The organism is Tardiphaga sp. 20_F10_N6_6, from assembly GCF_052076045.1.
In the GTDB taxonomy this organism is placed as follows: domain Bacteria; phylum Pseudomonadota; class Alphaproteobacteria; order Rhizobiales; family Xanthobacteraceae; genus Tardiphaga; species Tardiphaga robiniae.
Genome location: NZ_CP197239.1, coordinates 1248138 through 1268521, shown reverse-complemented (window position 1 = coordinate 1268521; position 20384 = coordinate 1248138). Strand labels below are relative to the sequence as shown.

Sequence of the window (20384 nt, the reverse complement as noted above, 5' to 3'; positions counted from 1 at the left end):
GCGCGGGAGCACGCATGTCTTCTTCATCTTCTGACGATCTCTCGCGCGCGGCGCTTGCCTATCATCGCCTTCCCAGGCCGGGTAAGCTGGAAATCCAGGCCACCAAGCCGCTTGCCAACCAGCGCGATCTGGCACTGGCCTATTCGCCGGGCGTAGCCGCGCCGTGTCTCGCGATCGCAGCCGACCCCAACGAAGCCGCTTCGCTGACCTCGCGCGCCAATCTCGTGGCCGTCGTCTCCAACGGCACGGCCGTCCTCGGTCTCGGCAATATCGGTCCGCTGGCGTCGAAGCCGGTAATGGAAGGCAAGGCGGTCCTGTTCAAGAAGTTCGCCGGCATCGACGTGTTCGACATCGAGATCGCCGCCGACACCATCGAGCGCGTGGTCGAGGTCGTCTCGGCACTGGAGCCGACCTTCGGTGGCATCAACCTTGAGGACATCAAGGGTCCGGAATGTTTCGAGATCGAGGCGCAGCTTAAAGAGCGGATGAAGATCCCGGTGTTTCACGACGATCAGCATGGCACCGCCATCATCGTCGGCGCCGCGATCAAGAATGCGCTGCTGCTCAACGGCAAGAACATAAAGAACGTCAAGATCGTCTGCTCGGGTGCTGGCGCTGCGGCGATCGCCTGTCTCAATCTTCTGGTGTCGCTGGGCGCGCAGAAGAAGAACATCTGGGTCTGCGATATCGACGGTGTCGTGCATGAGGGCCGCAACACCCTGATGGATCGCTGGAAAGCGGTCTATGCGCAGAAGACCGATGCGCGCGTGCTGGGCGATGTCATCGCCGGCGCCGATATTTTCTTGGGCGTCTCCGCTCCGGGCGTGCTGAAGCCCGAGATGGTCAAGGCGATGGCCGACAAGCCGCTGGTGATGGCGCTGGCCAATCCGACGCCGGAGATCATGCCGGACGAAGCGCGCAAGGCACGCCCGGACGCGATGATCTGCACCGGCCGGTCGGACTTTCCGAACCAGGTCAATAACGTCCTTTGTTTCCCGTTTATCTTCCGCGGTGCACTCGATTGTGGTGCGACGGCGATCAATGAGGCAATGAAGATCGCTGCCGTCGATGCCATCGCGCAGCTTGCGCAAGACCCGCCGTCGGATGCTGTGACCGCCGGCTTCGACAACGAGACCCAGGGCTTCGGTCCGGGGTCGCTGATCCCGAGCCCGTTCGATCCACGCCTGATCCTGCGCATCGCGCCGGCCGTCGCCAAGGCGGCGATGGAATCCGGCGTGGCCTCGCGCCCGATCGCCAATTTCGAGGAATACACCGCAGGTCTCGAGCGTTTCGCATTCCGCTCCGGTTTGGTGATGAAGCCGGTCTTCGCGAAGGCAAAGACCCAGCCGGTGCGCGTGATCTATGCCGAAGGCGAAGACGAGCGCGTGCTGCGCGCCGTGCAGGTGGTGCTGGAAGAGAAGCTGGCGCGTCCGATTCTCGTTGGCCGTCCGTCGGTCGTTGAAGCCCGCATCAAGCGGTTCGGTCTGGCGATCCAGGCCGGACAGGATTTCGACCTGATCAATCCCGAGGACGATCCGCGTTATCGCTCTTACGTGCAGTCCTATATCGACGTGGCTGGCCGTCGCGGCGTGACGCCGGATGCGGCGCGCACGGTCGTCCGCACCAATGCGACGGTGATCGCCGCGCTCGCCGTGATCCGCGGCGAGGCGGATGCAATGATCTGCGGCGTCGAAGGCCGCTACATGAGCCATCTGCGCCATGTGCGCGAGATCATCGGCTTCCTGCCGGGCGTCAGCGATTTTGCAGCGCTGTCGCTGATGATCACCAGCAAGGGTGCGCACTTCATCGCTGATACGCAGGTGCGTCCGAATCCGAGCGCGGAAGAACTCGCGGAAATCGCGGCGCTCGCTGCCAACCACGTGCAGCGCTTCGCCATGAAGCCGAAGATCGCTTTCGTGTCGCATTCTGACTTTGGCAGCTACGATACGGACTCTTCGCGCAAGATGCGCCGCGCCGCAGCATTGCTGCGTGAGAAGCATCCGGAAATCGAGTCCGATGGCGAAATGCAGGGCGACACCGCGCTGTCGGAAGCAGCCCGCAAGATCGTGCTGCCGCATTCGAAACTCGAGGGCTCGGCGAATGTCCTCATCATGCCGACGCTCGATGCCGCCAATGTCGCTTATCAGATGATCAAGACGCTGGCGGATGCGCTCCCGGTCGGCCCGATCCTGATCGGCCCGGCGCGTCCGGCGCATATCCTGACGCCGGGGGTAACAGCGCGTGGTATCCTCAACATGACGGCGGTTGCGGCTGTCGAGGCGCAGGAGCGGGCTGGGCGTCCGCAGGCGAGCCTTTTCGGCTAGCGCGTTCAGTCAGCCTCGCGCTGGCTGGATGCTTCCCGGCCGTTGCGCTTTTGGATAGTTCGCCGATCTGAAAGGCATCGCGACAAATGGATGACGCCAACGAGGTCATCCATTTGTTCGTTTGAAAAATGTGATGGAATGATCATACTCGTCACGTATTTCGACAAGTATTCATTGCAGTCCAGCGAGGCCGACCAATGCCAGCGTTTATTACTTTCGGGCGCATTCTCTTTGCCGTGATCTTCATTGCGTCCGGCGCATCCAAGTTTCTCGACCTCAGCGCAACGGCAGATGCGATCGCGAACAAGGTTATCCCGACGATCCCCACGGTTGTGACGCCCTATGCGACGCAGCTCGAAGGGCTGGCAGGCATGGAATTGAAGCAGATTCTCGCAATCGCCGTTGCAACACTGGAACTGGTCGGTGGTATCCTCGTCGCGCTGAACCTGGGCGCGCGCTTCTTCGCTCTGGTGCTGGTGCTGTTCGTGATGGCCGCAACGTTCTACTTCCACGACTTCTGGAACCTGGCAGGCCCTGAGGCCAAGAACCAGATGATCCACGCGCTGAAGAACCTGTCGTTGATCGGCGGCCTCTTCATGATCGCCGGTATCGGCCGCAGCGCGCGGCTGCCGGGCGGCTACAACGAAGTATAGTCCTCGCTCAGGACACCCGCCGCCAGGCCGTTACTGTGACTTCATGCGCGGAGTCGAGGATCTGGACCTCGCTCGCTTGCAGGCCGTGACTGGAGAGAATGTCCTGCGGTGATCGTTCGGGGACGCCGGGGAAGCATCCCTCGCCGCCGGGCAGGCGGACATGCGGCGCCTGCGACAGCCAAAACACGTCGATGCGATCAAAGAACATCTCGAATACGCTGGGGCCGCCGATGACGGCGACGGTGCCGGCATAAACGCTCGCATGCGCGCAAGCGTCTTCGAAAGATGCGCCGGCCGGATTCCACAGCGTGGCTTTGTTGTTTTCGGGATCGGGGCCTACGGCAGCGATGCTGCGGCTGACGATGATGCGCTTGCGCTTCGGTGAGTTCGGCTGATCCTCGAACGAATGCCTGCCGTGCACGATCAGGTCGGCACGGTCGAGACCTGCGGTGAAAAAGGCGAGGTCGCCGGGAAATTTGAGGGTATCGGGCATCACGCCACTGGCGTCGGCGAGCATGCCGTCCGCCGAGACGATGACGTAGCCGTTGAAGCGAAATGCAGGCATCAGGGGCGTCGACGAGTCCTCATTATTCCGAGATCGTCTGGACGACGCTGTTCACAGGACGGCTGCTGACCGTCGGCAGCTTGGCGTCTTTGACGATCGCTTCATCATAGGACGCGATGGTCTGCACGGGCGCCTTGGCACGCATATGCACGACCTTGTAGCCACCGGCCTTGAGCTTGCGCAGCAGGGTCGGCAACGCTTCGGCGGTGTGCTTCTGGAAGTCGTGCATCAGGATGATACCCTTGCCGAGCTTGTCGAGCTTGGTCATCACATTGGTGATGACCTGTTCGGATTTGCGCGTCTTGAAGTCGAACGAGTCGATGTCACAGGAGAAGATCGCCATGTTGCGCGTGCCCAGATAGGTGACGATTTCCGGCGGGTGCTGCAGCGCCGGAGCGCGGAAGAACGGTGCTGGGGCTGAGCCGAGTGCCCACTTCACGGCGCTGAAGCCTTTCTCGATTTCATCGATACGCTGCTGCTGGGTCAGTTTCTTGTTGGTCAGCGCGATATGGGCCCAGGTGTGTCCGCCGATGGTATGGCCGGCCGCAGCGACCTGCTTGAGCACCTCCGGATAATAGGTAGCGTGCTTGCCGATCGGAAAGAAGACTGCCTTGACGCATTCGTCGGCCAGCGTCTTCAACACGGTCGGCGTTGTGGTCTGCCATGGACCATCATCGAAGGTCAGCACCACTTCCTTGTCGCGCAGGAAGTCGAGCTGCTTGAAATGTTCGAAGCCGAAGCCCGGACCGCCCGTCGTGTCGATCTCGACCACACGGCTGACGCCGAGCGCATCGGGATTGGCGCAGGTCGATTTGGCGGGAGCAGGTGCAGCCGCGGGCGCCGGTGGCGGCGCGGGCGTTGCCGTGGGGGCGGGCGCTGGGGCTCCGGCTTTGGGTGTCTGCGCCTGTGCGCCTGCCGCCCACAATGAAATCGCGCTCGCAAAAATCAGACCTGCCGCACTGCGCATCACGTTCCCCTTGACCTACGACCAGCGTCGTCAGCGAGGTGGCCGGGCTGATCCAGATGGTCGTGGCAGCAATTCTAGCGCGATTTCAGGCGGTACCGCTATGGCAACGGCCCTTATCCCCAGTCAGTGGCTGGATCGATATTGAACCGCTCAAGCCGCGGTCAGGGCACGTCCGACGGCGGTCTTGATGCGTGTATCGGTCGGTTCGAATTCGGAGGCGAAGGAGTCGGTGAGATAGCCATCGCGGCCGACCAGATATTTGTGGAAGTTCCACCGCGGCAGGTCGCGCGGCCGTGCCTCGGCCGCCCATTTGTAGAAGGGGTGCGCGTTCGGTCCCTTCACGATTGTCTTGGCGGCCATCGGGAAACCGATGCCGAAATGTCCCTCGGTAATGTCGGCGATCTCCTTGGCGCCCCCCGGCTCCTGTCCGCCGAAGTCATTGGAGGGCACGCCGACGATCATCAAGCCGCGCTCGCGGAACTCGGTCCACAGTGTCTGAAGCCCGGCATATTGCGGGGTGAAGCCGCATTGCGAGGCGGTGTTGACCACCATGATCGGGCGGCCGGCATAGTCGGCAAGTTTGATTTCGCCACCCTTGAGGCCGGGAAACACGAAGCCATAGGCGGTCATGCGGCTCACGGCGCCTTGCGCCGAGGCGTGACGCGCGACCGCTACGGCACTTGCCGCGCCCAATACCGTTGTCAGTATCTGCCTGCGATTGATCATCGCCATTCGTCGTAGCCCAGCCTGTTTCGCGAGCAGAGTAGCGTCATCTCCGAGATGACGCACTCAACAAGCTGTTACAGGGCCGGAGTGAACGAAGCTAGCGCAGCGGCACCACGAATTCAGTGCCCTGGCCGGTCTCGCCGCCGGCGGCAATGCCCTGATCGGACACCACGATGGAGCCGCCACTCGCGAGCGCTTCGGTGATCTGGGCCATCGCGTCCGCAGGGATCGTCAGGCGGTCGAGCGCCTCTGCGGCGCTGTTTGGCAGAGGACGGGTTTTCACTTCAACCGCGCCAGTGGATTTGCGGCGACGCGAAACATTGTCGTCCTCGTCGGCGCGACGCGGGACGGCAGGCAGCGAGACTGCAGTCCAGTGAAATGCCTTGGCATGATCCTTGTCGGTACGGGCGGTAAAGACGTGAGTGCCGAGCGGGCGATCGCTGGGCTTGATGGCGATCGGCGTCTCGAACAGCGGCGCGAAATTCTGCCGCACATAGAGCTTGCCGTCCTTGCCGCTGACCAGCACGGCAATCTGGCCGGACCGCTTTGGCGTCGCATCGGCGGCAGGCATCTCGGCCTTGGCTGAATCGGCGGGGCGCGTTTCGTCCTTCTTGACGTCGGGTACGCTGGCGGCGACCGGTGCGACATCAGCTTTTGCGATTTCCGCCTTCGGGGCTTCCGTTTTGGCAGGCTCAAGCTTGGCTGGCGCTTCCGCGACGGTCTCTGCCGATTTGACCTCGGGGGTCGGCAATTCGACGACCTTGGCGATCGCGGCGTCGAGATCGCGGCGCGTCATGATCTCGGGCTCGGCGGCTTTGACGGCGGTTTCGACCTTTGTAGGTGTGGCGTCCGACATCACAGTCGCAGGCGCCGGTTTTGTCATCGCATTGCTGGCATCGGCGGTCTGGGTCTTGTCCTGAGTCTTGGAGCGGTCGGCGGCGGATGGCCTCAGACCGAGGTCTTGGAGCTTCGCATCTGCCGATGCCTTATCAGCCTTGGGCGACGCCTGGACGTCTTGAGGCGCCGCTGCCGCGACTGGACCCGGCGCGGCCTTCTGAGCGGCGAGCAGCGGATGCGAGATTTCCGCCGGGGAGATTTCGCCGGGCGCGATGATCACGCGGGCGCCCATGCGGGTCCAGCCCCAGATCTTGGTCGCAAAGGCCATCGGCATGCGGATGCAGCCGTGGGACGCCGGATAGCCTGGCAGCGCGCCGGCATGCAAAGCAATGCCCGACCAGGTGATGCGCTGCATGTAGGGCATCGGCGCGCCGCTATAGATGTTGGAGCGGTGCCATTTGTTCTTCTGGATGATGCTGAACACGCCCATGGGCGTCGAATGGCCGCGCATGCCGGTGGAGACCGGCGTCTCCGCGAACAGGCCATTGGCGTCGAATACCCGCAGGGACTGTCGCTCGATCGAGATGGCGATCACCAGCGGGCCGACCGGCTTGGCGTGTTCCTTGACCTGTTTCTCGAGTTTGGCGCCAAGGCGCTTCAGCTTTTTCTGGCGCTGCTGCGGTTGCGGCGCCGGCGGTTCGATCTCCCGCATGATCATTGGATTTTCGTCGGTCCAGAACACCGCCGCATCGGCAGGCGCCGCCACGGTCATGCCGGCCATGGCGACGAGTGCGATCCGCAGGAAGCTGCCGGAAAAAATCGTGCTGCCCAGAAAGTGGCTCTTGTCCGTTGATCTCCACGACAACTGAAATACACCCACGTCCAATATCCTCGAATCCATCTGAAAACATTAGTCTCGCAGGCGCGAGATGGGTTCACCAGCATGAGTGATCTGGCTACCGCTGAGTCGGGATCAGCCTAGCAAAAAAGCCTCACATTGAATTAACAGAGGGGCATCCTGGCTTCCGAATCCGGTTGGAATGCCTACATATTCTGGATCGGTCACGGAGAGTTGCATGACGTTTAATGGATCTGGCGGGCTCACCAAGATGTTGCGGCGCGGCGTCCTGGCGCTTTCGGCATTCGCGGCGTTGGCAATTGTCCCGGCACACGCTGCGGACGAGCCGGATCTGATCTTTCGGCGCTCCACCGTGTTCAAATGGCTCAGTCCGAACGACAAGCTGGCGACCTATGGCGTCGACGACCCCGAAGTCGACGGCGTGGCCTGTCACTTCACGGTGCCGGAAAAAGGCGGCTTCAAGGGCTGGCTCGGTCTGGCCGAAGAAGTCTCGGACATCTCGCTCGCGTGCCGGCAGATCGGTCCCATCACGTTCAAGGCCAAGAGCGATCAGGGCGAGGACATGTTCCGTCAGCGCCGCAGCCTTTTCTTCAAGAAAATGCAAATCGTCCGCGGCTGCGACGCCAAGCGAAACGTGCTGGTTTACATGGTGTATTCGGACCGGATCATCGAGGGTTCGCCGAAGAACTCGACGTCATCAGTTCCGATCATGCCCTGGGGGCAGTCAGACGCCGCCGTGCAGAAATGCGGCGACTTCATCAAATAAGCGAGCTATTGGCCGCTAGAACTTAGCTGTGCTTCGCTATTCAACGGAGTGGGTGATGACGCGTTTCGTGCGCAAGCGGTCCCATGACTGCTGCGGCTGCGGGTCACGATAGCCCACGAGCTGGACCAGCTGCTGCGGATAGCACTCGTTGCCGTGCGAGCCGTAGCCCTGCTGCGACATGGCGCCTTGGCATTTAGCGCGCGCGTGTACCGTGGAGATCAGTGGCCGTCCGGGGGCGCTGATCGGGGTATCCTTGCCAACGTCGTTGTTGCCAGTTCCCACGACTGCATTCCTTCTCTTCCAAGTGAACAGAAACGCGCAGTCGCCTGAAAAGGTTGCATACGCTCTCCTGAAGTCGCTTTAGCCGCGTTTAGGTTCAGTTTTGTTAAGGGCGTGCGACAGCCAGACGAACTTTCGAGACATCCTTTCCAAGGCGTTCTTTTCGAGCCGTTCGCATAGTAACCGCCCGGATTGTGTCGTCGGATGGGCGCGACGAAACAATTGAGCAGGCAGACGAAACCATTTTCCTCTTGGGTCGCAGACGTGCCGAAACCGCCATTGGTTATCCATTTGCCAACGACGCGGCGGGAAGCGCTGCCGAACTGGAGACGTCAGATGCGCACCATCAGCTTCATCCTCGCTTTCGCCTTCATCCTGGCCGGCCCGTCGATGGCCGGTTCCACCGATGGTAACCTACCCGGTATCGGTACGTTCGCCTTTACCGGTTCGCCCGCGATCAGTGCTGCTGCGCCGATGGTTGTGGCCTACGTACGCTGATTTCGATCGCGGGTAGACAACCGAGAAACAACAAGAAAAGTTTTGAAATGACCCGACCACGTGTTCTGACCGCCATTGTTGTCGCTGCCACCCTTGCAAGTTCCATCACGGGAAGTGCAGCGCAGGCGCAGATCTGGTCGTGGCGGAAATTGCCGGACCAGCGCGGCGAATTCGTCCGCCTGTGCTCGCCGCATATGGTCGGGCGATGGGCGCATCCAGAAGAAGTGTGCGGCTGCCTGCATGACCATGCTGTAGCAACGGTGGAAGACGTCGATTTGCGCGAGGCACTGCTGCGGGGCATTAGCGAGCGCGGCGTGCCTGCCATCGAGAAGGACTGGATCCCGGCATCCAAGCAGTCGATGATCAGCGCGACCTTCACGCAGATCGCGAAGCCGACCCTGCAATGCATGTATGATCCGGCGCCGCTGGATTGAACCACTCAGTTAGTTCGCGTGATCTTTTTGCGCTGCGTCGTCGCGCCAAAATGATCGCGGATTTCTGTCTTTCCCTCTCGTCATCCCGTTACTGCCGATGATAGCGTTTTGCTACACCACCGTTAGGTGGGTGGATTCGCTACTAATTGAATTGGTGGGAACCGAGGGATTTTTTATGCGATTTGTTTCGATCGGCTTCGCCTGTGTGTCAATGTTTCTGTCCAGCGCGGCGTTGGCCGCAGATGCCAGCACCCAGGACACCAACAAGAAAACCGTCGTCGAATTCTATGAGAAGGGCCTCAACCAAAAGGACTTCGAGGCGGCATCCAAATATTTCGGTCCGCGTTACGTTCAGCACAATCCCAATGCGGCTGACGGCATCGAGGGCTTCAAAGGCTTTATTGGTTTCCTGCGGGAGAAATTCCCGGACTCGCATAGCGAGATCAAGCAGGTCTTCGCCGACGGTGATTATGTGATCCTGCATGTCCATGCCGTGCGCGAAAAGGGCACGCGCGGCAACGCGATCATCGACATCTTCAAGCTTGAGAATGGCAAGATCGTCGAGCATTGGGATGCCGTTCAACCGATCCCGGAAAAGTCCGCAAACAGCAACGGCATGTTCTGATGGATATGGCCCGGCCCCAGCGTGACGATCGATTGAAAGGCAAGGTTGCCATTATCACCGGCGCGGGTTCCCGCGGCGATGGCATTGGCAACGGACGTGCCGCGGCGGTGCTACTTGCACGGCACGGCGCGCGCGTCGCGTTGGTCGACACCGACGTAGACGCTGCCGAAGAAACCGCGCGATTGATCGCTGTGGAGGGCGGCATCACGCAGATCTATGACGGCGATGTCAGTGATCGCGCGTCATGCGAGGCGATCGTCGAACGCACCGTCGAAGGCTTTGGCCGTCTTGATATCCTCGTCAACAATGTTGGCCTCACCGGGCCGCGCGGCGACGCCATCGAGGTCGACGACCGCGCCTGGGACGGCGCCATGCGTATCAACGTTGCCTCAATGATGCTGATGGCGAAGTATGCGATTCCGGAAATGATGAAATCCGGCGGCGGCTCGATCATCAACCTGACGTCGATCGCCGGCCTGCGTGGTGGCCATCCGAGCTTGTTGTATCCAACGTCGAAATCGGCGGTGATCGGCCTCACCAGAGCGATGGCGGCACATCACGGCCGCGACGGCATTCGCGTCAACTGCATCGCTCCCGGCACGGTCTATACGCCGATGGTGGCGTCGCGTGGCATGAGCGATGAGATGCGCAAGGCGCGCGCAGCGGGCACACTGCTGGGTACCGAAGGGACCGGCTGGGATATCGGGTATGGTGTTCTGTTTCTTGCCAGCGACGAGGCGCGCTGGATCACGGGGATTACGCTGGCGATCGATGGCGGTGCGAGTGTGGGCCAGACCGGTTCACCGGTGCCGCCAAGCGAGCCACTGCGGCATTGATGAGCATCTCTTGGACTAGCGCGTCTTGGTACCCGCGCGGGGAACGCATTTGCGAACACGCGTCACACCGGACGTGGTCAGCGTCGTGCCGGACACTTCCTTGATCTGGCCGGTGGGGCAAGAGCCGTCATCGACCAGAATGCGCTGGCCGAGGCGGACATCAACAATGTCCTGTTCGCGGTTGACCTGATCGATCGCCAGCGCCGGCGTCGTCAACGCAAGCGAAGCCAGAATTCCTGATAGCCAAATTGCCGAGCGCATTGTGCGACCTTTATTACTTGTTCTGGATCTTGAGGCCGTCGGGGCCGACATTGATCTGCAGCCCGCTGGGTTCTTTCTTGGTCTGGTAGAGATTGTAGCCGAGCACGCCGATGCCGACGATCAGCGCGCCGATGATCAGATAGAGCACGTTGCGATTGCCGGACATGAGGTCTCCGTTGGGCGGCAGATCTGCCTGCTGGGCATTCTGTCTGCCTGGATTGTAGGGAGGCGCATCCGATTCTAGAAGCGCAGCGATCGCCGGCACTGAGTGCCAGCCAGCCTTAAGTTTTAGCCCCCCGCGCGGGTTCCACGCGTCTTTGCCGCAGGCTTGCGGTGCGCGCGCAAACTCGCCGCTGAGGCTTTCGCCAGTTTTTCCGCCGATGCGACAAGTTGACGAATGGGATGGCCGGCGAAGCCGAGCACGAAGCCCGGCGCAGGGCGGGCACGCAGATAGGTGTCAGCCAGCAACCAGCCCTCGACGCCGGCCGCAGCCTTGGCCTCTGCGGCGATCTCAAGCGACGTCGCGGGCGCGAACTTCGCCACCAGATGCAGGCCCTGTGACGGCACCGGCACGGTCAGTTGCCCGTCCGACGCATCCGTCAACGTCGTCGCCAGAGCGTCGCGCGCCTCGCGATAGATGTTCCGCATCTTGCGCAGGTTGGCTGCGAAGGCGCCGGAGTTCAACATGTCGGCGACGGCGCCTTCCATCAATGTGCCGGGAAAGCGGTCCATCGCCGCGCGCGCCGTCGTGACCGGGCCAATCAGGCGTTCGGGCAGGGCGCAGTAGCCGATGCGCAGACCGGGAAACAGAGTCTTGGCAAACGTGCCCATATAGATCACGCGTTGCAGGTGATCGATGCCGGCGAGCGACAGCAACGGCGCGCCGTCATAGCGAAACTCGCTGTCGTAATCGTCTTCGAATATCCATGCGCCGGCGTCCTTCGCCCAGTCGAGCAATTCAAGACGCCGCGGCATCGCCATTTGCACGCCGAGTGGAAATTGATGCGAGGGCGTGACATAGGCCGCGCGCGCAGATGGCGCCGTGGCACGGCCCCTGGCGACGATCAGGCCGAAGTCATCGACCGGGACCGACACCGGCCGCGCGCCGCAATGTTCAATCGACTTTCGAGCGGCAGGATAGCCGGGGTCTTCGCACCAGATCTGTTCGCCTGGCTTGAGGATAGCACTGAGCACGATGCGCAGCCCATGCTGTGTGCCCGATGTCAGCATGATCTGATCGGGATCGCAGCGCAGCCCGCGCGCTGACAGAAGATGATTGGCGATGGCGGTGCGCAGCTCAAAGCTGCCGCGCGGATCGCCGTAATGCAGATGCTCGCTGCCGAATGCGCGCAGGCGGCGGCCGGCGAATGCGCGAAAGCGGCGCAGCGCGTGTTCGTCGATATGCGTGCAGCCGAGCGCGAGCGTGCCCCGCTGCGGTGCGTCGATGGCGATGGTCTTTGTCGGCTTGCTGCTGCTCCGCGTCGGGATACGCGCGGCGACGAAAGTGCCGGAGCCGACGCGTGCAATGGCAAAGCCATCGGCGATCAGCCGCTCATAGGCATTGGTGACGGCGTTGCGCTGAATGCCGGTTTGCTTGGCGAGAATACGGGACGGCGGCAAAGCTTCGCCGGGCTTGGCGACGCCGCCGGTGATGGCATGACACAGCGCCTGATAGAGCCGATCCTGCGAGGACGATCCTTCGGTGATATGCGCGCCCGTGAGATCGAGCGGCAGCTCGGGCTTCGAAATTGGCTTCGCTGAATTGGTCGGAATTTTTCGCATGGAATTGGCACTATCGCAGACCAAATGTGGCGGTACAACACATTCGAACGCTTCCAATTGACGGGGAATTGCCGTGACCACAGCCGAACTGAAGACCGATGAACCGACGAACGCAGACATCGCGTCATATCCGCTCACGGCGCGCAATCGCGTGAAGCGACGCCATGACCGCGGCTTCTATGACCACGAGACCGTGCATCAAATTCTGGACGCATCGATGATGTGCCATGTGTCCTACGTGATCGACGGGCAGCCCTATTGCACGCCGACCTTCTTCTGGCGCGAAGGCACGAAACTGTACTGGCACGGCAGTAGCGCGAGCCGCATGCTGAAGAACCAGAACGCGCAGCAACGGGTCTGTCTCACGGTGGCCTTTCTCGACAGCCTCGTGCTGGCACGTTGCGGCTTCAATCATTCAGCGGACTACCGTGCGGTGATGGCATTCGGAAACGCTTATCTCGTCACCGATCCCGACGAGAAGGAGCAGGCTGGCATCGCCATGGTCGACCGTTTCTTTCCGGATCGTACGGCAAGTCTGCGCGAGACCACGGCACAGGAGATGAAGGCGACGTCCTTCATCGCCATGGAGATCGAGGAGGCGTCGGCAAAAATTCGCGCCAAGGGCGTGGCTGACGATGAGGAGGATTACGAACTGCCGATCTATGCCGAGCGCATTCCGGTGAGGACGGTGATCGGTGCGCCGGAGCCGTGTCCGCGGTTGTTGCCCGGCGTCGAACGGCCTGCATCCTTGCAAGCATATTCGGAAGGCCGGCTGCTCGAAGATGCGCTGACAGATGCCTATTTTCTGCAATTCCCGAAGGGGTAAGGGGCGAGCATCGCAGATGACGGCGTCGGTGCTCGTGCCGGTTACGGCCACAGCGCCGCGACGATCGCGTCGAGTCCGTCCGTCAACGCTGCTGGTCCTGGCTGCAGGATCAGCGGCGATTTGATTTCGACGATGCGATTGTCGCGCACGGCAGGAATCGTGTTCCAGCCCGGTCGCTGCCGGATTTTATCGGGCACGACTTTCTTGCCGCACCACGAAGCGAGGATCACATCGGGGGCCGCGGCAATCACGTCGGCAGGCATGACGATGCGATCCTTCGCTGCCTTCTGATGTCGAAGCTGCGGAAAAGCGTCTTCGCCGCCGGCGATCTCGATCAGTTCGGACACCCAGCCGATCCCGGTAATCAGCGGCTCGTCCCATTCCTCGAAATAGACGCGCGGCTTGTTTTGCCGCAAGTTTGCTGCAGCATTGACGCTGGAAAGTCGCAGCTCCAAGCGCGTTGCGAGCTGATTTGCGCGTTCGCTGGCGTCCACCATCGCGCCGAGCGTGCGGATCATCGCCAGAATGCCGGCGATGTCGCGCTGGTTGAATACATGAACGGCGATGCCAGCGCGCGTCAGGTCTGCGGCGATTTCAGCCTGCAGATCGGAGAAGCACAGCACAAGGTCAGGATCGAGTGCGAGGATCTTCGGCACATCGGCTGAGATGAACGCGGACACCCGCGGCTTCTCGCGCCGCACCTGCGGCGGCCGCACCGCATAGCCGGAAACGCCGACGATGCGATCCTGCTCGCCGAGTAGATACAGCGTCTCCACGGTCTCTTCCGTAAGGCAGACGATCCGGCGTGGCGGGAAGTGGCGCATGACGTCGATATGCCTGTTAACAAAGAGCTTGTCACGGCAGGGTGTTGTGTCGTGAAATTTCATCAAGCCCGCATGATGATGGGCAAGACAAACCCCAGGGAGTTGAGGCCAGCATGACGCCGCTCGACAAGATCCACAGCCTCGCGATGCCGTTTTCCGTCTCGATGGGTGTGACCTTTACCGACGCCGACCTGGAGCGCGTCGTTGCCACGATGCTGGTGCGCGAGGACCTGTGCACACTCGGCCATACGATCCATGGCGGCGCGGTGATGGCGCTCGCCGATGCGGTTGGTGCGGCGGCGACGGTCATCAATCTGCCGGAGGGCGCCAAGGGAACGACGACCATCGAGAGTAAGACCAATTTCACAGGCGGGGCGAAAGCAGGAAGCACCGTGCGCGCGATCGCAACGCCGGTTCATCGGGGGCGCAGAACGCAGGTATGGCAGACCCGAATCGAGACCGAAGAGGGCAAGCTGGTGGGCGTCGTGACGCAGACCCAACTGGTGCTGTAAGGCGGTGGTGTGTCGCGCTTAAGGTTTTGTTAATGCTGGATAATTGCATGGCTCACTTGCAGTGGGCGCTGGCAGGTGCGGCATCTACGCCCTTGAATTTCATGGTGCGTCGCACAATATAGGGTGTCTAGGGAATCGACGCTTTCCTCGAGGGCAACTTGAGGATTTTGACCATGTTAGACGCAGCCACCACCATTGCCATTTCGACTCGGGCTCCGGCCCGCGGACATGTGCGTGTCCTTGCAGCCCGCGAGCTGCCGCTGTTCCGCGAACATCTCTTGAGACTGGATCGCGAGAGCCGCCGCGATCGTTTCAACGGTTCGCTCGACGACGAATGGGTCGCACGTTACGCCGAGAAGTCCGTCAATACCGGCACCGTCATTCTCGTTTACTTCGAGGATGGCATCGTGCGCGGCGCCGCCGAATTGCATCAAGCCGACCTGTCGCCGGACTCGCTGCCCGAGATTGCCTTCAGCGTTGAAGCCATCGTGCGCCGCAAGGGCGTTGGCAGCATCCTGTTCACGAAGCTGATCGCGAAGGCGCAGTCGATGGGCTATACGAAGCTGCGCATCACCACCGGCGCGCAGAACGATGCGATGCGTGCACTGGCCAACAAGTTTGGTGCGCACCTGTCGTTCCGGCACGGCGAATCCACGGGAGTTATAGACCTGCGCGATCCCATGGGCGCTGGTGTCGCGCCGCAGCCCAAGACCTCGGCGCTCGATGTGGCGCGCGCGGTGGCCGACTATAACCGGGCTTACTGGGGTCTGTGGTTGAAGCTCGCCGGCTGGGGCAAATCGTCCTGAGCCAAGAAACTATCGCGACAAAGAAAAAGGCCTCGTGGTGAACGAGGCCTTTTTTGCGACTGCGGGGAGGGCTGTGAGCGCCCTCAAAATCAGATGCGCTTGTCGTTACCGAATTTGCGCGTCACGCGACGTTCCACGACCACCGAACGCTGAGCACCTTGCTCGCCTGCGATAACGCGGGTCACGCGCAGCGTGCCGGTCGAACGATTGGCCTTCTTCACTTCAGCCTGCACGGCGTCGAACGGCATGCCCATCAGCGAGGCGGCGATCTCCGCCTGCTGATCGAGGTCCTCGGTGATACCCATCGCGGCGAAGATGGCTTCTTCCAGGGTCGGGGGATCGCGCCGTACGCGCCGCGTTCCATATTTCGTGTTCCAGTCTTCGCTCATCGCTCGCCTCAGTGTTGATTTGCGATACCTAAGCGAGCAGTTGTTGCATTGCAATATGGAATTACCGCGACAAAGCAGCCATGCAAACTTGTTCCCGGAACACGAGAAAGAGTTTGGTCAGTAGCTTTACGACAAAGCGGATGGCGGGGCGGTATCCCGTTGGGGTTGCGGCCAGCGTTTCAGCGCCGCGTGGCCGGCATCGGTGAGCGCGTAGGTGCCGCGCGCGGGACTTTCGAACCAGCCATAGACGTTGCGATGCAGGATCTTCTGCGCGTCCGGATAATCAGGCGTGAGCTCGCGCACCTTGCGCGGACCGACGACAAGCATCGCAGCGCAGGCCAGCGCCTGCTGGCGATAGGCCGTCATGATCGGTGCGCGGGTGCTCCCACCCAGCGCAGGATCGCCTTGGCGCTTCTTGTGCTCGGTGATGAGGCGTGAACGCTTCTTCGGATTGCGTCGGGGCGCGACAGTGGCAGGCGCGACCAGAACCTCGACGCCGCCGGCATCGGTGATTCCCAACATCCCGAAGCCAAGTCGGCGGCAGAGGTTGCGGTAGCGCGCATCGCTTTCACGGCCCTTGCCCTTGATCGAAAGCTTGGCCGCCACCCAGACTTCATCGCTAGCGCTAGCGCGATCGACGGCCTGCAGGATCAATTCGAGATTGAAGCTGAGCTTGAGCTCGCCGATCACGACGATCGGCGGATCATCACCATTCAGGGCCACGAGATCGCAACCGCCAATCTCGCCTTTGACCGAAAAGCCAAGGCCTTCAAGGAAGTGTTTCACCGGAAGGTAGAGCGAAGTTTCCAAATCGAACGTCCAAGCCGAGGTCCATGAGACGATGCGCCGCTGCAACCGCGACTCACCGGCCGAGTTTATCCGGGTTGGCCCGCGGCGACACCCGAGGCGCCTTATCCCTGTGCGATCGGAGACCCGCGGTGAAGACCCTTCTGGAAATGTCGGACAGCTTTCGTCTGTTGCCGCATCTGATCGCCATGTCGATCGCCTATGTTCTGGCGCTGCCCATCGGCTGGAATCGCGAGCGCGCCGAGCGCAGCGCCGGGCTGCGGACCTTTCCGCTGGTGGCGCTTGCCACTTGCGGCATCGTCCAGGCGACCGAGGGGTTTCTGAACGGTCATCCCGAAGGCACGGCGCGTATCATCGAAGGCCTGATGACCGGCATGGGATTTATCGGCGGCGGCGCCATTTTGAAAGACAACGGCTCGGTGCGTGGTACCGCCACTGCAGCCAGTCTGTGGGCAACCGGCGCAACTGGCGCTGCCGTGGGCCTCGGCGCCTATGACGTGGCGGTCGTCATCTCGCTGTTCACCTTCCTGACTCTTTGGCTCCTGGTACCTTTCAAGCAGGAGGGGCCAAAGACGGAAGAGGACGTTAAAAAGCCTCCCAGCGAAATTTGAGCGACAAAATACCGGTGCTGGCGCAATTCTGTGAGGGTTAACCTCAATTCGCCCGATTTCGCCGGCACATGGCAGCAATGATTGGCCTTTTGCTGCGAAGCAGCGTAAAGCTCCGTCGATCCCGATACGCACCGGACTCCTGGACCCGACGTGACCGCCAACTGAAGGGCGGCAGATTCGTTTCCGTTTGGTCCCAAGTATTGATCCCGTGGATCTCAATGAGTCCGACCGCGACGCGGTCCGCTGCAACCAAGGTTTACATCTGTGTCATTTCTCTCGACTGGTCCGTCGCTCGCCCGCGCGTTGGCTGAGCGCAACTACAATGAATCCACCCCCGTCCAGGCCGCCGTCCTCGCTGACGATGCTGTCGGTCGTGATCTTCTCGTGTCTGCGCAGACTGGCTCCGGCAAGACCGTCGCTTATGGTCTGGCGATCGCCGAAAATCTGCTCGAAGGCGCGGAGAAGCTGCCGAAGGCTGGATCGCCGCTGGCGCTGATCGTCGCACCGACGCGCGAACTCGCGCTGCAGGTGCATGGCGAACTGACCTGGCTCTATCAATATGCCGGCGCACGCGTCGTTTCCTGCGTCGGTGGTATGGATCCACGCAAGGAGCAGCGCGAGTTGGCCGCAGGCGCGCATATCGTCGTCGGTACGCCCGGCCGTCTATGCGACCATCTGCGTCGCAACCGCCTCGACGTCTCCGAACTGAAGGCCGTGGTACTCGATGAAGCCGACGAAATGCTCGACATGGGCTTTCGCGAGGACATGGAGTTCATCCTCAAGACCACGCCGGCATCCCGCCGTACGCTGCTGTTCTCGGCAACGTTGCCGCGCGGCATCGCCAATCTGGCCAAGCAGTATCAGCAGCAGGCGTTCCGCGTCGAAGTCGCTGGCACCGAAGGTGGCCACTCCGACATCGAATATCGTGCGATCCGGATTTCGCCGAACGACGTCGAACACGCTGTCGTCAACGTGCTCCGCTATTTTGAATCGCCGAGCAGCATCGTGTTCTGCAACACCCGCAATGCGGTGAACCATCTGCAGACCGTTCTGCTGGAGCGCGGCTTCTCGGTTGTCGCTCTGTCGGGCGAACTGTCCCAGAACGAGCGTACTCACGCGCTGCAGGCGCTGCGCGATAGTCGCGCACGGGTTTGCGTCGCCACCGACGTGGCTGCGCGCGGTATCGATTTGCCCAATCTCGGTCTCGTCATTCACTCCGACCTGCCGAACGATCCGGAAGTGATGCAGCATCGCTCGGGTCGTACTGGCCGTGCCGGCCGCAAGGGCGTCAGTGTTCTCTTGGTGCCACCATCGCGCCGTCGCCGCGCCGAGATGCTGCTCAATCTCGCTGGCACGGATGCCGTCTGGGGATCAGCGCCGACCGTCGAGGAAATCCGCGTGCTCGATCAGCAGCGCATGCTGCAGGATACGTTGTTCACTGAAGAGTCCACCGAGGACGATCTGACGCTGGCGCGCGCGATGCTCGCCGAGCGTTCGGCCGAGGAGATCGCAGCGGCGCTGGCGCGGCTGTATCGTTCGCGTCTGCCGTCGCCGGAAGATGTGCAGGATCCCGGCACGTTCCGCGGTCGCGAGGATCGCCCCGGCAGCCGTCGCCGGGACGAAGAAGGCGCTCCGGTCCGCAAGACCCCGAAGAAGAGCGAACCGATGGGCGAGGGCGCCAAGTGGTTCCGCGTCGCCATCGGCCGGCAGAAGAATGCCGAAGCGCGTTGGTTGCTGCCGATGATCTGCCGTCGCGGCGGCATCGAGAAGGCCGATATCGGCGCGATCAAGATCTATGACGGCAATTCGGAATTCGAGATTTCGGCAGCCGCGGCTGAGAAGTTCGCGACCATGATCAAGCGTCCGGACAAGGAAGACAATATCCACATCGAGCCGCTAGCTAACGGTCCGGAAGGCGCGGTCGCATCGAGCCGCACGGCGCCGGAAGATCGCGACTATTCCAACAAGCGCCCGCGCAAGCCCAGCTTCAGATCCGATGGCGACCGTCCGGACTTCAAGGACAAGGGTGCCTATAAGGAGAAGTCCTGGAAGGACAAGCCGAAGAGCGACAAGCCTTACCAGGGCGACAAGCCGCGCTACGAGGGCAAACCGCGTTTCGACGACAAGCCGAAGTATGAAGGCAAGCCCAAGTTCGACGGCAAGCCGAAATACGATCCGGTGCGCGCCGACAAGCCGGCTTATGCAAAGCCCCGCAGCGAAGACACGCGTTACGAAGGCAAGCCGAAGTTCGAAAAGAAACCACGCGCGGACAAGCCGCCCTACGTCGCCAAGGCCAAGCGCGATGGCGGTGCGCCAGCTGCCAAGCCGGCTTTCGGCAAGAAGAAAAAGATCTGGGGCAACGCCGGGTAGTCTGGGCTCCGACCTCATGGTGAGGAGCGCGCTACTTTAGCGCGCGTCTCGAACCATGAGTTGGTGATATGCAATCATCCTTCGAGACGCGGCCAAGCGGCCGCTCCTCAGGATGAGGGCGGAGCGTGGGACAAATAGTGGCTAAACCCGTCCGCTTACCGGCAGCAGCGCGCCGGTCAACGCACTCGCCGCATCGCTCGCCAGGAACAGGATCACGCTGGCGAGTTCGTCCGGCGTGACCCACTTTGAAAAATCGGCATTGGGCATATCGCGGCGGTTCGCGGCTGTGTCGATCGTCGACGGCAATACGGCATTGACCGTGACCTTGCCCTTCAGCTCGGCGGCGAGCGTTTCCGTCAGCCGATGCACGCCAGCCTTCGAGGCGGCGTAAGGCCCCATGCCGGCGCCGGCCTGTAGCGCACCCATCGCACCGATATTGATGATCCGTCCGGCCTTCGACGACGTCAGATGCGGGATTGCCGCGCGCGAGGCATTGAGAGCCGTGAGCAGGTTGAGCCGATGCATCGTCTCCCAGCTCTTGTTGTTACCGTCGGCAATATTCTCGAAGGTGAATGCGCCGGCGATATTGATCAGCACGTCGATCTTGCCGAATTGTTTGACCACTGCAGCGATGGCGGCGTCGGCTTGCGCGGCATCGGAGAGGTCGACGCCGCCGATCTGCAAGCGATCTGGCGTTGAGGCCGGCGTCTTGGCGGAATGGTCGATGGCGGCAATGGTTGCACCGCTCTTAACGGCGCGTTCGAGCACGACCTGACCCAGCGCACCGGACGCTCCGGTGATGACGATGATCTTTCCGTTCATGGGGA

Annotated in this window: 24 protein-coding genes; 12 read left to right on the top strand and 12 right to left on the bottom strand. The window is 61.7% G+C overall.

Features of this window, described 5'->3' with window-relative positions; all coding sequences use genetic code 11:
- Positions 1 to 14: 14 nt before the first annotated feature.
- Together AB7813_RS06050 and AB7813_RS06045 are read left to right on the top strand one after the other, a co-directional pair.
- Positions 15 to 2324: an NADP-dependent malic enzyme gene (locus tag AB7813_RS06050; RefSeq protein WP_068731100.1), complete on the top strand. Its 2310-nt coding sequence runs from the start codon at positions 15 to 17 to the stop codon at positions 2322 to 2324.
- Between the two features lie 197 nt (positions 2325 to 2521).
- Positions 2522 to 2977: a DoxX family protein gene (locus AB7813_RS06045; protein ID WP_439064039.1), complete on the top strand. Its 456-nt coding sequence runs from the start codon at positions 2522 to 2524 to the stop codon at positions 2975 to 2977.
- Positions 2978 to 2984: 7 nt separating this feature from the next.
- On the opposite strand, the gene AB7813_RS06040 is transcribed toward AB7813_RS06045, so the two are convergent.
- The 4 genes from AB7813_RS06040 to AB7813_RS06025 all read right to left on the bottom strand — a co-directional run bounded on the left by AB7813_RS06040 (position 2985) and on the right by AB7813_RS06025 (position 6952).
- Entirely contained in the window at positions 2985 to 3542 is a 558-nt protein-coding gene (locus AB7813_RS06040; protein ID WP_439064038.1) for a dihydrofolate reductase family protein, read from the bottom strand.
- 22 nt (positions 3543 to 3564) lie between these two features.
- A complete protein-coding gene (locus AB7813_RS06035) occupies positions 3565 to 4509 on the bottom strand; it encodes a polysaccharide deacetylase family protein (protein WP_439064037.1) in 945 nt (314 codons plus the stop codon).
- 150 nt (positions 4510 to 4659) lie between these two features.
- Complete coding sequence (locus AB7813_RS06030; protein WP_441228966.1) at positions 4660 to 5235, bottom strand: glutathione peroxidase; 576 nt, start codon at positions 5233 to 5235, stop codon at positions 4660 to 4662.
- 97 nt (positions 5236 to 5332) lie between these two features.
- Positions 5333 to 6952 (bottom strand): L,D-transpeptidase family protein, encoded by a 1620-nt coding sequence (locus AB7813_RS06025; protein ID WP_439064036.1) that lies wholly within the window; start codon positions 6950 to 6952, stop codon positions 5333 to 5335.
- Between the two features lie 229 nt (positions 6953 to 7181).
- On the opposite strand from AB7813_RS06025, the gene AB7813_RS06020 reads away from it, so the two are divergent.
- Positions 7182 to 7697, top strand: coding sequence for a CreA family protein (locus AB7813_RS06020; protein WP_439064636.1), 516 nt, complete (start codon positions 7182 to 7184; stop codon positions 7695 to 7697).
- Between the two features lie 36 nt (positions 7698 to 7733).
- Here AB7813_RS06020 and AB7813_RS06015 read toward each other — a convergent pair whose 3' ends face one another.
- The gene (locus tag AB7813_RS06015) at positions 7734 to 7979 is read right to left on the bottom strand and encodes a hypothetical protein (protein WP_439064035.1); all 246 of its coding nucleotides are present in this window, start codon (positions 7977 to 7979) and stop codon (positions 7734 to 7736) included.
- Between the two features lie 333 nt (positions 7980 to 8312).
- On the opposite strand from AB7813_RS06015, the gene AB7813_RS06010 reads away from it, so the two are divergent.
- The 4 genes from AB7813_RS06010 (at position 8313) to AB7813_RS05995 (ending at position 10369) form a co-directional block, all read left to right on the top strand.
- Positions 8313 to 8474: a hypothetical protein gene (locus AB7813_RS06010; RefSeq protein ID WP_175366113.1), complete on the top strand. Its 162-nt coding sequence runs from the start codon at positions 8313 to 8315 to the stop codon at positions 8472 to 8474.
- Positions 8475 to 8521: 47 nt separating this feature from the next.
- Positions 8522 to 8908 carry a hypothetical protein gene (locus tag AB7813_RS06005; protein WP_439064034.1) on the top strand — a complete coding sequence of 129 codons (387 nt, stop codon included), beginning with the start codon at positions 8522 to 8524 and terminating at the stop codon, positions 8906 to 8908.
- A gap of 211 nt (positions 8909 to 9119) precedes the next feature.
- The gene (locus tag AB7813_RS06000; RefSeq protein ID WP_439064635.1) at positions 9120 to 9533 is read left to right on the top strand and encodes a nuclear transport factor 2 family protein; all 414 of its coding nucleotides are present in this window, start codon (positions 9120 to 9122) and stop codon (positions 9531 to 9533) included.
- Positions 9533 to 10369, top strand: a complete 837-nt coding sequence (locus tag AB7813_RS05995) for an SDR family NAD(P)-dependent oxidoreductase (RefSeq protein ID WP_439064033.1) — start codon at positions 9533 to 9535, stop codon at positions 10367 to 10369. The genes AB7813_RS06000 and AB7813_RS05995 overlap by 1 nt, the downstream gene beginning before the upstream one ends.
- Before the next feature lie 15 nt (positions 10370 to 10384).
- Here AB7813_RS05995 and AB7813_RS05990 read toward each other — a convergent pair whose 3' ends face one another.
- The 3 genes from AB7813_RS05990 to pdxR form a co-directional block, all read right to left on the bottom strand.
- A complete protein-coding gene (locus tag AB7813_RS05990; RefSeq protein WP_439064032.1) occupies positions 10385 to 10630 on the bottom strand; it encodes a DUF6719 family protein in 246 nt (81 codons plus the stop codon).
- A 13-nt stretch (positions 10631 to 10643) separates the two neighbouring features.
- Entirely contained in the window at positions 10644 to 10796 is a 153-nt protein-coding gene (locus AB7813_RS05985; RefSeq protein WP_165826841.1) for a hypothetical protein, read from the bottom strand.
- A 122-nt stretch (positions 10797 to 10918) separates the two neighbouring features.
- A complete protein-coding gene (gene pdxR, locus AB7813_RS05980) occupies positions 10919 to 12412 on the bottom strand; it encodes a MocR-like pyridoxine biosynthesis transcription factor PdxR (protein ID WP_439083368.1) in 1494 nt (497 codons plus the stop codon).
- Between the two features lie 118 nt (positions 12413 to 12530).
- Here pdxR and AB7813_RS05975 point away from each other — a divergent pair, with 118 nt between their 5' ends.
- Positions 12531 to 13238: a pyridoxamine 5'-phosphate oxidase family protein gene (locus AB7813_RS05975; protein ID WP_439064634.1), complete on the top strand. Its 708-nt coding sequence runs from the start codon at positions 12531 to 12533 to the stop codon at positions 13236 to 13238.
- Between the two features lie 41 nt (positions 13239 to 13279).
- On the opposite strand, the gene AB7813_RS05970 is transcribed toward AB7813_RS05975, so the two are convergent.
- On the bottom strand, positions 13280 to 14062 hold the full coding sequence (locus AB7813_RS05970) for a cobalamin-binding protein (protein WP_439064030.1): 783 nt from the start codon (positions 14060 to 14062) through the stop codon (positions 13280 to 13282).
- Between the two features lie 113 nt (positions 14063 to 14175).
- Between AB7813_RS05970 and AB7813_RS05965 the strand changes: the two genes are divergently transcribed.
- Positions 14176 to 14574 (top strand): PaaI family thioesterase, encoded by a 399-nt coding sequence (locus tag AB7813_RS05965; RefSeq protein ID WP_093759062.1) that lies wholly within the window; start codon positions 14176 to 14178, stop codon positions 14572 to 14574.
- A 173-nt stretch (positions 14575 to 14747) separates the two neighbouring features.
- Positions 14748 to 15380, top strand: coding sequence for a GNAT family N-acetyltransferase (locus AB7813_RS05960; RefSeq protein ID WP_309945721.1), 633 nt, complete (start codon positions 14748 to 14750; stop codon positions 15378 to 15380).
- Positions 15381 to 15469: 89 nt separating this feature from the next.
- Here the strand turns inward: AB7813_RS05960 and AB7813_RS05955 are convergent, their stop codons facing one another.
- On the bottom strand, positions 15470 to 15769 hold the full coding sequence (locus tag AB7813_RS05955) for a hypothetical protein (protein WP_089263988.1): 300 nt from the start codon (positions 15767 to 15769) through the stop codon (positions 15470 to 15472).
- 126 nt (positions 15770 to 15895) lie between these two features.
- Positions 15896 to 16579 carry a DUF2161 domain-containing phosphodiesterase gene (locus AB7813_RS05950; RefSeq protein ID WP_439064029.1) on the bottom strand — a complete coding sequence of 228 codons (684 nt, stop codon included), beginning with the start codon at positions 16577 to 16579 and terminating at the stop codon, positions 15896 to 15898.
- 128 nt (positions 16580 to 16707) lie between these two features.
- Here AB7813_RS05950 and AB7813_RS05945 point away from each other — a divergent pair, with 128 nt between their 5' ends.
- Positions 16708 to 17187 carry an MgtC/SapB family protein gene (locus tag AB7813_RS05945; protein WP_093758331.1) on the top strand — a complete coding sequence of 160 codons (480 nt, stop codon included), beginning with the start codon at positions 16708 to 16710 and terminating at the stop codon, positions 17185 to 17187.
- 264 nt (positions 17188 to 17451) lie between these two features.
- Positions 17452 to 19557: a DEAD/DEAH box helicase gene (locus AB7813_RS05940; RefSeq protein WP_441227958.1), complete on the top strand. Its 2106-nt coding sequence runs from the start codon at positions 17452 to 17454 to the stop codon at positions 19555 to 19557.
- Positions 19558 to 19698: 141 nt separating this feature from the next.
- On the opposite strand, the gene fabG is transcribed toward AB7813_RS05940, so the two are convergent.
- Positions 19699 to 20379, bottom strand: coding sequence for a 3-oxoacyl-ACP reductase FabG (fabG, locus tag AB7813_RS05935; RefSeq protein WP_439064027.1), 681 nt, complete (start codon positions 20377 to 20379; stop codon positions 19699 to 19701).
- Positions 20380 to 20384: the final 5 nt, after the last annotated feature.

Excerpts from the sequence above, each read along its gene's own strand:
- AB7813_RS05970 (WP_439064030.1), bottom strand. The coding sequence starts at position 14,062 with ATGCGCCACTTCCCGCCACGCCGGATCGTCTGCCTTACGGAAGAGACC.
- AB7813_RS05960 (WP_309945721.1), top strand. The coding sequence starts at position 14,748 with ATGTTAGACGCAGCCACCACCATTGCCATTTCGACTCGGGCTCCGGCC.
- AB7813_RS05990 (WP_439064032.1), bottom strand. The coding sequence starts at position 10,630 with ATGCGCTCGGCAATTTGGCTATCAGGAATTCTGGCTTCGCTTGCGTTG.
- AB7813_RS06050 (WP_068731100.1), top strand. The coding sequence starts at position 15 with ATGTCTTCTTCATCTTCTGACGATCTCTCGCGCGCGGCGCTTGCCTAT.
- AB7813_RS06005 (WP_439064034.1), top strand. The coding sequence starts at position 8,522 with ATGACCCGACCACGTGTTCTGACCGCCATTGTTGTCGCTGCCACCCTT.
- AB7813_RS06000 (WP_439064635.1), top strand. The coding sequence starts at position 9,120 with ATGTTTCTGTCCAGCGCGGCGTTGGCCGCAGATGCCAGCACCCAGGAC.
- AB7813_RS06045 (WP_439064039.1), top strand. The coding sequence starts at position 2,522 with ATGCCAGCGTTTATTACTTTCGGGCGCATTCTCTTTGCCGTGATCTTC.
- AB7813_RS05985 (WP_165826841.1), bottom strand. The coding sequence starts at position 10,796 with ATGTCCGGCAATCGCAACGTGCTCTATCTGATCATCGGCGCGCTGATC.
- AB7813_RS06040 (WP_439064038.1), bottom strand. The coding sequence starts at position 3,542 with ATGCCTGCATTTCGCTTCAACGGCTACGTCATCGTCTCGGCGGACGGC.
- AB7813_RS06010 (WP_175366113.1), top strand. The coding sequence starts at position 8,313 with ATGCGCACCATCAGCTTCATCCTCGCTTTCGCCTTCATCCTGGCCGGC.
- AB7813_RS05965 (WP_093759062.1), top strand. The coding sequence starts at position 14,176 with ATGACGCCGCTCGACAAGATCCACAGCCTCGCGATGCCGTTTTCCGTC.
- fabG (WP_439064027.1), bottom strand. The coding sequence starts at position 20,379 with ATGAACGGAAAGATCATCGTCATCACCGGAGCGTCCGGTGCGCTGGGT.
- AB7813_RS06035 (WP_439064037.1), bottom strand. The coding sequence starts at position 4,509 with ATGCGCAGTGCGGCAGGTCTGATTTTTGCGAGCGCGATTTCATTGTGG.
- AB7813_RS06020 (WP_439064636.1), top strand. The coding sequence starts at position 7,182 with ATGTTGCGGCGCGGCGTCCTGGCGCTTTCGGCATTCGCGGCGTTGGCA.
- AB7813_RS05995 (WP_439064033.1), top strand. The coding sequence starts at position 9,533 with ATGGATATGGCCCGGCCCCAGCGTGACGATCGATTGAAAGGCAAGGTT.
- pdxR (WP_439083368.1), bottom strand. The coding sequence starts at position 12,412 with ATGCGAAAAATTCCGACCAATTCAGCGAAGCCAATTTCGAAGCCCGAG.
- AB7813_RS05955 (WP_089263988.1), bottom strand. The coding sequence starts at position 15,769 with ATGAGCGAAGACTGGAACACGAAATATGGAACGCGGCGCGTACGGCGC.
- AB7813_RS06030 (WP_441228966.1), bottom strand. The coding sequence starts at position 5,235 with ATGATCAATCGCAGGCAGATACTGACAACGGTATTGGGCGCGGCAAGT.